This window comes from Desulfofundulus sp. (assembly GCF_049701015.1).
Lineage (GTDB): Bacteria > Bacillota > Desulfotomaculia > Desulfotomaculales > Desulfovirgulaceae > Desulfofundulus.
In genome coordinates this window covers 1-6,557 of sequence record NZ_JBNATZ010000144.1, presented here as the reverse complement: position 1 = coordinate 6,557, position 6,557 = coordinate 1, and the positions used below count along the sequence as shown (strand labels likewise).

The following is a 6,557-nucleotide window of genomic DNA, read 5'->3' as shown; positions in this document are numbered from 1 at the left end:
CCGACCGGGTGGCTGAGAGAGTGAGGATGGGGGGATACGCGGGCAAAACTGTGGTGCTTTCCCTGAAGGACGCCCATTTTGCATATCTAGCGCGCATGAAAACCCTTCGCGCGCATACCGACCTGGCCACAGACGTGTACCGGGCGGCGGTGGAGCTTTTGGAGCGGCACTGGCCCGAGGGCTGGCCCGTGCGCATGGTAGGGGTAACCCTTACCGGGCTGGTTCCGAAGCCTCCGGAACAGCTGACTCTCTTCGGGGATAAGGAAAAACGAAGAAAAGCCGAGCAGGCGTGTGATTATATCAGGAACAGGTTTGGGGAAATGGCCATTTTGAGGGCCTCTTCCCTTACGGGGGCGGGTGTCCGGTATGCGTGGTAACCGGTTGTGGGAAAGCCATCGCATCATCCTGCCGGAAATGCGGGACAGGGCAATAAGGAAATGCACCGACTGCCGATTTCTGGTCAAAATCCAGGGAAGGGAAGAGGTGCGTTGGGGCTGCGTGGTTGGCCTGCCCGGGTACGGTTCTTTGCAGAAGACGGTTCCGGAAACCCTGCATGTGGTAGAAGTTTTGAGGGTGGTGGGAAAAGAGGGGCTCCGGGAAGTGCTGTCTCGTGGAAAACCGGAAGCCCAGGCGTGCGGACTCTTTTTGCCCAAGTGCAGGAAAGTGTACAGGCGGTTTAATTGGTCGTGAAGCTGGAAAATTTCATACCTTCTGTAGTGCTTGATGAGGAAAACCCTGTCGATCCGTCACCGTTCGACAGGGTTTTCTTGACGCGTTTTCCTGAAAGTGGTTCAATTGGCTCTGGTGCATAATGACAAGGAGATTTATCAACCTTGTGCAAAGTTCAGGCAGTACATCGAAGGCTACCTGCAACCTTATCGGGAAAGAACGTGTTTTGGGTTAACGGAATTAAATGGAGTATGGCGAAGATGTGCCCCCCTTGCATAGGCGATGGCTGCTTCCCTTACGCTGCCGCTGGCACCCGTGATCACTTTCAACCCGTGCTGCTGGAGTATTTGGATGGCTCTCAACCCTGCGCTGCCCAGAATTAACGTATCCACGCCTTCCCGCACCAAAAGTTTTGCCAGCTCTTCGTAGTTGTGCTGGAAAGGCGCGGTCGATAAAAGCTTGTGACCTTTAATTTCCCGGTCTGATATATCGAAAATTATAAATTCCTTGCTCTTTCCGAAGTGCTGTTTAACAAAACCGTTAGCGTTCGGAATGGCCAATTTCATATTTTCCCCTCCTGTTGCTAAATCTCGTAGAAATATGGTTTGTGCAGAGTTAATAAAACCTTTGCATTCTCAAGGGGGGGCTACCCGGTTTACAGGATACGCAAAAAAAAGACCAGGAGTGGTGGACAGCCCTGTGAAAGATAAAGCGATTGGGGAACCTTTCTTATTGCATGAAAGGGAGTTGCATTCTGCAATGGGGAGGGTATTTGACAATTGTAAATTGCAATATTCCTCTCAAAAAAAAAAAAAGAACCCCGGGTGCTTCCTTCTGGATTTGTCCTCCGGGGTTTTCTCTGGGGATGCTTGAATTTCGCTTTATTTTATTATATTTTTCGACAGGATCCGGTTGAGGAACAGGGTGGTGTACTGCATCTCTCCGTTTGCCCACAGCATGTTGTTCCTGCTGTCCGGGATGCCCCTTTCTTGACATATGGGGCAGGGAAAAGCCGGGTAAGATTTTAGTTCGGAGCTTTCTTCTCATGCGTTCATCCGGTATCACCACTTCAGGTAATATTTCCCCTGTCCCAGGCGGGCAGAGGTTTTTGCGGGCAGCTGGGATCAAAAGTATCTGCCCTGCTGTCATAAAATTTTTAAAACACCTGCCCCTTTTGTATCTTAAGCGGCTATCCTGGGATACAGGTACGTGCCCACTGCTGTGGCCAGGCTGCAGGCCAGAAGCAGAAATCCCGTATCTGCCCGCCAACTGGTCAACTGGCCGTGAACAAGGGCGTTGCGAAGGAAGTCCACCATGTAGCTCAGCGGGTTCACCGATGCTACCACGCGAAGCCAGCCGGGCATAATGGAGATGGGGTAGAGCGCGTTGGAAGCAAAGAACAGGGGCATGGTGATTAACTGGCCGATACCCATGAAACGCTCACGGGTTTTAACAATGGCGGCGATAATCATGGACAGGATGGCGAAAAATGCGGCTCCCAGTATGATCACGCCGGTGGCTGCTAAAAGAATGACCGGGTGCCAGTGCAGGGGTATACCGGTTATGGCTGCAAGCAGAGAAATAATGATTGCCTGGCTCAGCGCACGTATCCCTGCAGCCAGAGCCTTACCCAGCACCAGCGCCACGCGGGGTATAGGCATGGCCAGAAATTTTTGCAAGATACCCATATCTCTTTCCCAGATCGTGGACAGGCCGAAGAAGATAGCCGTGAACATCACCGACTGCGAGAGGATGCCCGGAGTCATATAAGTCTGGTAGGTTACGCCGCTTGTTTCGAAAGCGCGTACCCTGCTGAAAGCCTGGCCAAAGATCAGCAGCCAGAGTACGGGCTGTACGGCCCGGGTGAATAGTTCAGTCGGGTCATGTCGCAACTTGCGCAGTTCCATTTCCACTATGACCAGTATGTTTGATAGTACCTTGAACACTGTACCGCCTGTCCTCCCTGCCGGTTCAACCGAGGCGGCGGCTGAGGCGGCGTACCTGTCTGATTCCACGAAAATCTCCCCCCGTATCCAGAGAATTCCCTGTAAAATAAGTGAAAACATCATCCATAGAAACATTGGGTTCAGCCATCATGGCTTTTAATTCTTCCGGCGTACCGGTAACCACCATTTCGCCGTGATTAATTATGCCTACCCGGGCACAAACTGTATCTGCCTCTTCCATATAGTGGGTTGTGAGCAGGATGGCTATACGGGAGGTGCGCCGCAATTTCTCAAGTATCTCCCAGACCCCTCTGCGGGCGACCGGGTCCAGCCCCACTGTGGGTTCATCCAGGAAAAGCACACGCGGATAATGGAGTACAGCCTGGGCGATTTCCAGCCGCCGGACCATACCGCCGGAATAAGTACGCACCAGCCGGCCGGCGGCATCTTCCAGCTGCATGAAGTGCAGCAGCTCGGAAATACGCTTTTTCATTTCTTTCCCTTTTAAACCAAGCAGCCGCGCAAAAACCATCATGTTTTCATAGCCGGTAAGCGCACCGTCCACCGACAGGGCTTGTGGTACATAACCTATGCATTGTCGAACCCGGGCTGCCTGCCGTCGCACATCGTAACCGCACACTGTTGCCCGGCCGCGATCAAGTGGTAACAGGGTGGTCAGCATACGTATAATGGTGGTCTTCCCTGCTCCGTTTGGTCCCAGCAGGCCAAAAATCTCCCCGGTGGCAATGTGAAAAGAAACATCTTTGACCGCGGTGTGTTTACCAAAGGATTTTCTCAGTTGTTCAACTTCTACAATTACTTCCACCACCCGGACACGCTCCTTTTTTCATCTGTCCCAGTACTTTCTCCAGCAGGTTATAAAGCTGGCGCCTTTCCTCTCCACTAAGGGGTTCAAACAATGCTGACAAAACCTGGCGCCTCTCCTCTCGCCAGGCGTGAAATACTCTCTGCCCGTGCTCAGTGAGATGTACAGTTACCACACGCTCGTCTTCTGTTCCCCTTTTTCGGCAGACCAGGTTATCCCGTTCCAACCGCTTTACCGTGATGGTCACCGAGCTTGAGCCGGTTCCCATACGGGCGGCAATGTCTTTGATCCGCTGTGGCCCGAACCGGTGCAGGATGTGCAAAACCCAGTACTGTTCGGGTGTAATCTTGCCCTGTTTTACCGGGTGTGACATCAGACGCCAGTAACGCCAGATTTGCCAGAGTGCATCTGCAATTTGTTCCGTGAACAGGATTTCATTGTTACTCATTAAAACACCTACCTGTATTGAATATAGCATCAAATGTTTTGATGATCAATCTGTTTGATTTTATTAACCTGGAAGAGTTCCAGTGTTCACAGCTACTGCAAAACAGGGGTCAGGAAAAACTGATTTGCTCAAAAAAAGATGAAAAAATGCCTTTCTTCACATAACCGCTGAGATAACGGATAATTTAAGTTATGAAATAATGAAAAAAATATTGGCCATGAACGGTATATATGATAATATTAAAATACAGAAAAGAGTAACCACAACTTAGCGTTTCCCTTCTGCGGTAAAATCTAGCAAAAGGAGGTGAGGAGATGAAAGAAGAGGAGCAAGCAGCGCAACTTTTGCAAGCTCTTGGGCATCCCCTGCGTTTTAAGATACTCGACTTTATAAGTACCGGAGAGCGCTGCGTTTGTGAGGTTATGTCGGCGGCAGATGTGAAACACTCGTTAGTTTCAAGGCATCTGTCGGTACTTCGGCAGGCCTGTGTCCTTGAATCGCGCAGGGAAAAAACACGGGTGTTCTACCGCGTGCGTGACCCGGCGGTTCTAACCATTTGTGAACTGGCACGGGCAATTATAGTGCGGCGAAAAGAGGAACTGGCTAAACTTCTGGCTACTATGACATCTCTTGAAAGATAATAATGATGGAGGTGTGTTTGAGTGCAATATCTGATCTACTTTTTGGTGGGACTTCCGGCAGGGTTTGTGGGTGGTCTTCTCGGGACCGGTGGTTGTGTACTGATGATGCCGGTAATTCGTTTTGGTTTCCACTTCGACCCGGCAATAGCGGTAGGGACGACGCTAACAGCAGTCGTTTTTACTGCTGGTTCTGGAGCCTACCAGCATATAAAGATGGGAAATGTAGACGGTGAAACAGCTGCACTTGTCGGTTACAGTGGCATCTTAGGTGTAATTATCGGAAGCATTGTTTTTGGTTACTTGAAATCATACGGGAAGCTGATTGACCTGGTAGTAGGACTGGCCTTTGTGTTACCCTCGATACGGATGCTTTACGAGGGACTTGTCGTAGCTCCCAGACAGGCACGCTTAGCGGCAGTTGCCGGCGGTCAGGCTGTGGGGGTAACTGCTGCGGATGCCGTGCCTCAGAAAGTGCCTGGTGCACCTGTGAGCAAAAGTGTTCTCGGTTCGGTAATTGGTTTCCTGACGGGGATTATTGGTCTCGGTGGCGGGTATGCGCTGGTACCTTCGTTCCTGTATATCCTGAAAGGGCCGATGAAGCTGGCCATTGGTACGAGTATGGCTTCCTTCATCTGGATGGCACTGGTAGGAGCCATTTTCAAACTATACCAGCATGTAGTGGATATTCCAACTGCAATCTGTCTTGGGATTGGTGCCATAATAGGAGCTCTTTATGGCGCTAAATTCGTAGCTAGGGTGAAAACTGCTACGCTGAAGGCTCTTTTCGGTGCGATATTTATTTATGTGGCAGCTAAATACATCTTAACCTATTTCGGAATTGCCATCTAATTAATTCCTTTCGGGGTGAGGATAACCTGAGTGATTAACTTCCGGGAACGGTTAAACGAAGACCTTCAGCAAAGCGAGGCGCGCCTCAACACCATCCTGGACCTGTACTTCCCGGAATTTCGGGATATTCTCAAGTCCATTAAAGGGAAGGCTGCCATGGCTGCCCTGGATAATTTCCCTTTCCCGGCTGACCTCATTGAAAAGCCGGTAGGTGAAGTACCACTATGATATCGGTGTAGTGTTTCGCTTTGAGAAACCCGTGCCCCACCAGCCCTGTCAACCAGGCAAGGTGGGGCACCCGGTTTTTGCCGCTTTTGTTGTTACTGTTGGGCGATAAATATCTCACTTATAAGGTTCAGGACTCGTTTTTACTCTCCTGGTTATTCCTGGCACGAGATTTCTGGTAATCTTTGATAGCCTCGTGCAGTGTGTTTGCCGCTAGAAAAGCACAATGCACATTTTCTTCGGGTAATCCTCCCAGGGCCTCCAGCACATCCCGGGGTGTTATCTGTAAAGCCTCAGAGAGAGTTTTCCCTTTGGCAAGTTCAGTAACCATACTCCCGGCGGCAATGGTGGTACCACAACCGTCAGTCCAGAAGGTAATATCACTAATTTTTCCATCGGTTACCTTAAGCCAGATCTGTATGGTATCACCACAGAAGCCGCTAACACTCGCATAACCATCTGCTCCCTCAATTCTCCCGATATTCCGGGGGTTGCTGGCATGGTCGATAACTACATCACTGAATTCTGACCATACTTTTTTCTGTAGTTCCTCCGCTAACTTATCCAGATCCATCGTGCAACCCTCCATGGCTCACTTTCATTGGATATTCCGCCCTATAATGATTTATGTTTATAATTTGAGGATAATTTTAATCCAATTATTGACCAGTGTCAACAATATCAAAACTTTAAAAACTATTTGCCGGTAGTTTTAAAATAGTTTTAAAACTACCGGCATTCTCATTACTCCTGTTCAGCCTGTTCTTTTTGTTTTCCCTGAATTTGCTCCAGGCGCTGCTTAAATGTCTGGAGGATGTTCTCGAGGTGGGAGATATGCGCTTTTAAGAACCCTGCTTCATGCTCGGGAGAGGACGGGAAATAGGGCGGGTACGACGTACCGGCGGACGGGGGAAAACCACCCCACCAGAAAGCACCGCGGCGCCCCATACCCC

11 protein-coding genes and 1 pseudogene are annotated in these 6,557 nt (G+C 50.1%); 6 read left to right on the top strand and 6 right to left on the bottom strand.

What is annotated here, in order from left to right:
* From ACPLUI_RS09520 to ACPLUI_RS09510, 3 genes and pseudogenes are all read left to right on the top strand, one after another.
* Positions 1-377, top strand: a pseudogene (locus ACPLUI_RS09520) (DNA polymerase IV); the annotation flags it as partial.
* On the top strand, positions 367-690 hold the full coding sequence (locus ACPLUI_RS09515) for a hypothetical protein (RefSeq protein WP_424660027.1): 324 nt from the start codon (positions 367-369) through the stop codon (positions 688-690). The pseudogene ACPLUI_RS09520 and the gene ACPLUI_RS09515, both read left to right, overlap by 11 nt.
* Positions 687-812: a hypothetical protein gene (locus ACPLUI_RS09510; protein ID WP_424660026.1), complete on the top strand. Its 126-nt coding sequence runs from the start codon at positions 687-689 to the stop codon at positions 810-812. The genes ACPLUI_RS09515 and ACPLUI_RS09510 overlap by 4 nt, the downstream gene beginning before the upstream one ends.
* Before the next feature lie 63 nt (positions 813-875).
* Here the strand turns inward: ACPLUI_RS09510 and ACPLUI_RS09505 are convergent, their stop codons facing one another.
* The 4 genes from ACPLUI_RS09505 to ACPLUI_RS09490 all read right to left on the bottom strand — a co-directional run bounded on the left by ACPLUI_RS09505 (position 876) and on the right by ACPLUI_RS09490 (position 3,889).
* Positions 876-1,235: a NifB/NifX family molybdenum-iron cluster-binding protein gene (locus ACPLUI_RS09505; protein ID WP_424660025.1), complete on the bottom strand. Its 360-nt coding sequence runs from the start codon at positions 1,233-1,235 to the stop codon at positions 876-878.
* A 615-nt stretch (positions 1,236-1,850) separates the two neighbouring features.
* Complete coding sequence (locus ACPLUI_RS09500; RefSeq protein ID WP_424660024.1) at positions 1,851-2,684, bottom strand: ABC transporter permease; 834 nt, start codon at positions 2,682-2,684, stop codon at positions 1,851-1,853.
* Positions 2,641-3,444 (bottom strand): ATP-binding cassette domain-containing protein, encoded by an 804-nt coding sequence (locus ACPLUI_RS09495; RefSeq protein WP_424660023.1) that lies wholly within the window; start codon positions 3,442-3,444, stop codon positions 2,641-2,643. The genes ACPLUI_RS09500 and ACPLUI_RS09495 overlap by 44 nt, the downstream gene beginning before the upstream one ends.
* Positions 3,419-3,889 (bottom strand): MarR family winged helix-turn-helix transcriptional regulator, encoded by a 471-nt coding sequence (locus ACPLUI_RS09490; RefSeq protein WP_424660022.1) that lies wholly within the window; start codon positions 3,887-3,889, stop codon positions 3,419-3,421. Before ACPLUI_RS09490 ends, ACPLUI_RS09495 begins: the two co-directional genes overlap by 26 nt.
* A 314-nt stretch (positions 3,890-4,203) precedes the next feature.
* Here ACPLUI_RS09490 and ACPLUI_RS09485 point away from each other — a divergent pair, with 314 nt between their 5' ends.
* Genes ACPLUI_RS09485 through ACPLUI_RS09475 form a run of 3 tightly spaced genes read left to right on the top strand, consistent with a single transcriptional unit; the run spans position 4,204 to position 5,607 of the window.
* A complete protein-coding gene (locus tag ACPLUI_RS09485) occupies positions 4,204-4,530 on the top strand; it encodes an ArsR/SmtB family transcription factor (RefSeq protein WP_424660021.1) in 327 nt (108 codons plus the stop codon).
* A gap of 21 nt (positions 4,531-4,551) precedes the next feature.
* Positions 4,552-5,379, top strand: coding sequence for a sulfite exporter TauE/SafE family protein (locus tag ACPLUI_RS09480; RefSeq protein ID WP_424660020.1), 828 nt, complete (start codon positions 4,552-4,554; stop codon positions 5,377-5,379).
* A gap of 30 nt (positions 5,380-5,409) precedes the next feature.
* On the top strand, positions 5,410-5,607 hold the full coding sequence (locus ACPLUI_RS09475) for a hypothetical protein (RefSeq protein WP_424660019.1): 198 nt from the start codon (positions 5,410-5,412) through the stop codon (positions 5,605-5,607).
* A gap of 127 nt (positions 5,608-5,734) precedes the next feature.
* On the opposite strand, the gene ACPLUI_RS09470 is transcribed toward ACPLUI_RS09475, so the two are convergent.
* Positions 5,735-6,178 (bottom strand): iron-sulfur cluster assembly scaffold protein, encoded by a 444-nt coding sequence (locus tag ACPLUI_RS09470; RefSeq protein WP_424660018.1) that lies wholly within the window; start codon positions 6,176-6,178, stop codon positions 5,735-5,737.
* A gap of 170 nt (positions 6,179-6,348) precedes the next feature.
* The coding region (locus tag ACPLUI_RS09465) for a DUF5320 domain-containing protein (protein ID WP_424660017.1) at positions 6,349-6,557 on the bottom strand (209 nt) is incomplete at its 5' end.

Bases quoted from the DNA above. Each gene is read 5' to 3' on its own strand.
- ACPLUI_RS09515 (WP_424660027.1), top strand. From the start codon at position 367: ATGCGTGGTAACCGGTTGTGGGAAAGCCATCGCATCATCCTGCCGGAA.
- ACPLUI_RS09505 (WP_424660025.1), bottom strand. From the start codon at position 1,235: ATGAAATTGGCCATTCCGAACGCTAACGGTTTTGTTAAACAGCACTTC.
- ACPLUI_RS09490 (WP_424660022.1), bottom strand. From the start codon at position 3,889: ATGAGTAACAATGAAATCCTGTTCACGGAACAAATTGCAGATGCACTC.
- ACPLUI_RS09485 (WP_424660021.1), top strand. From the start codon at position 4,204: ATGAAAGAAGAGGAGCAAGCAGCGCAACTTTTGCAAGCTCTTGGGCAT.
- ACPLUI_RS09470 (WP_424660018.1), bottom strand. From the start codon at position 6,178: ATGGATCTGGATAAGTTAGCGGAGGAACTACAGAAAAAAGTATGGTCA.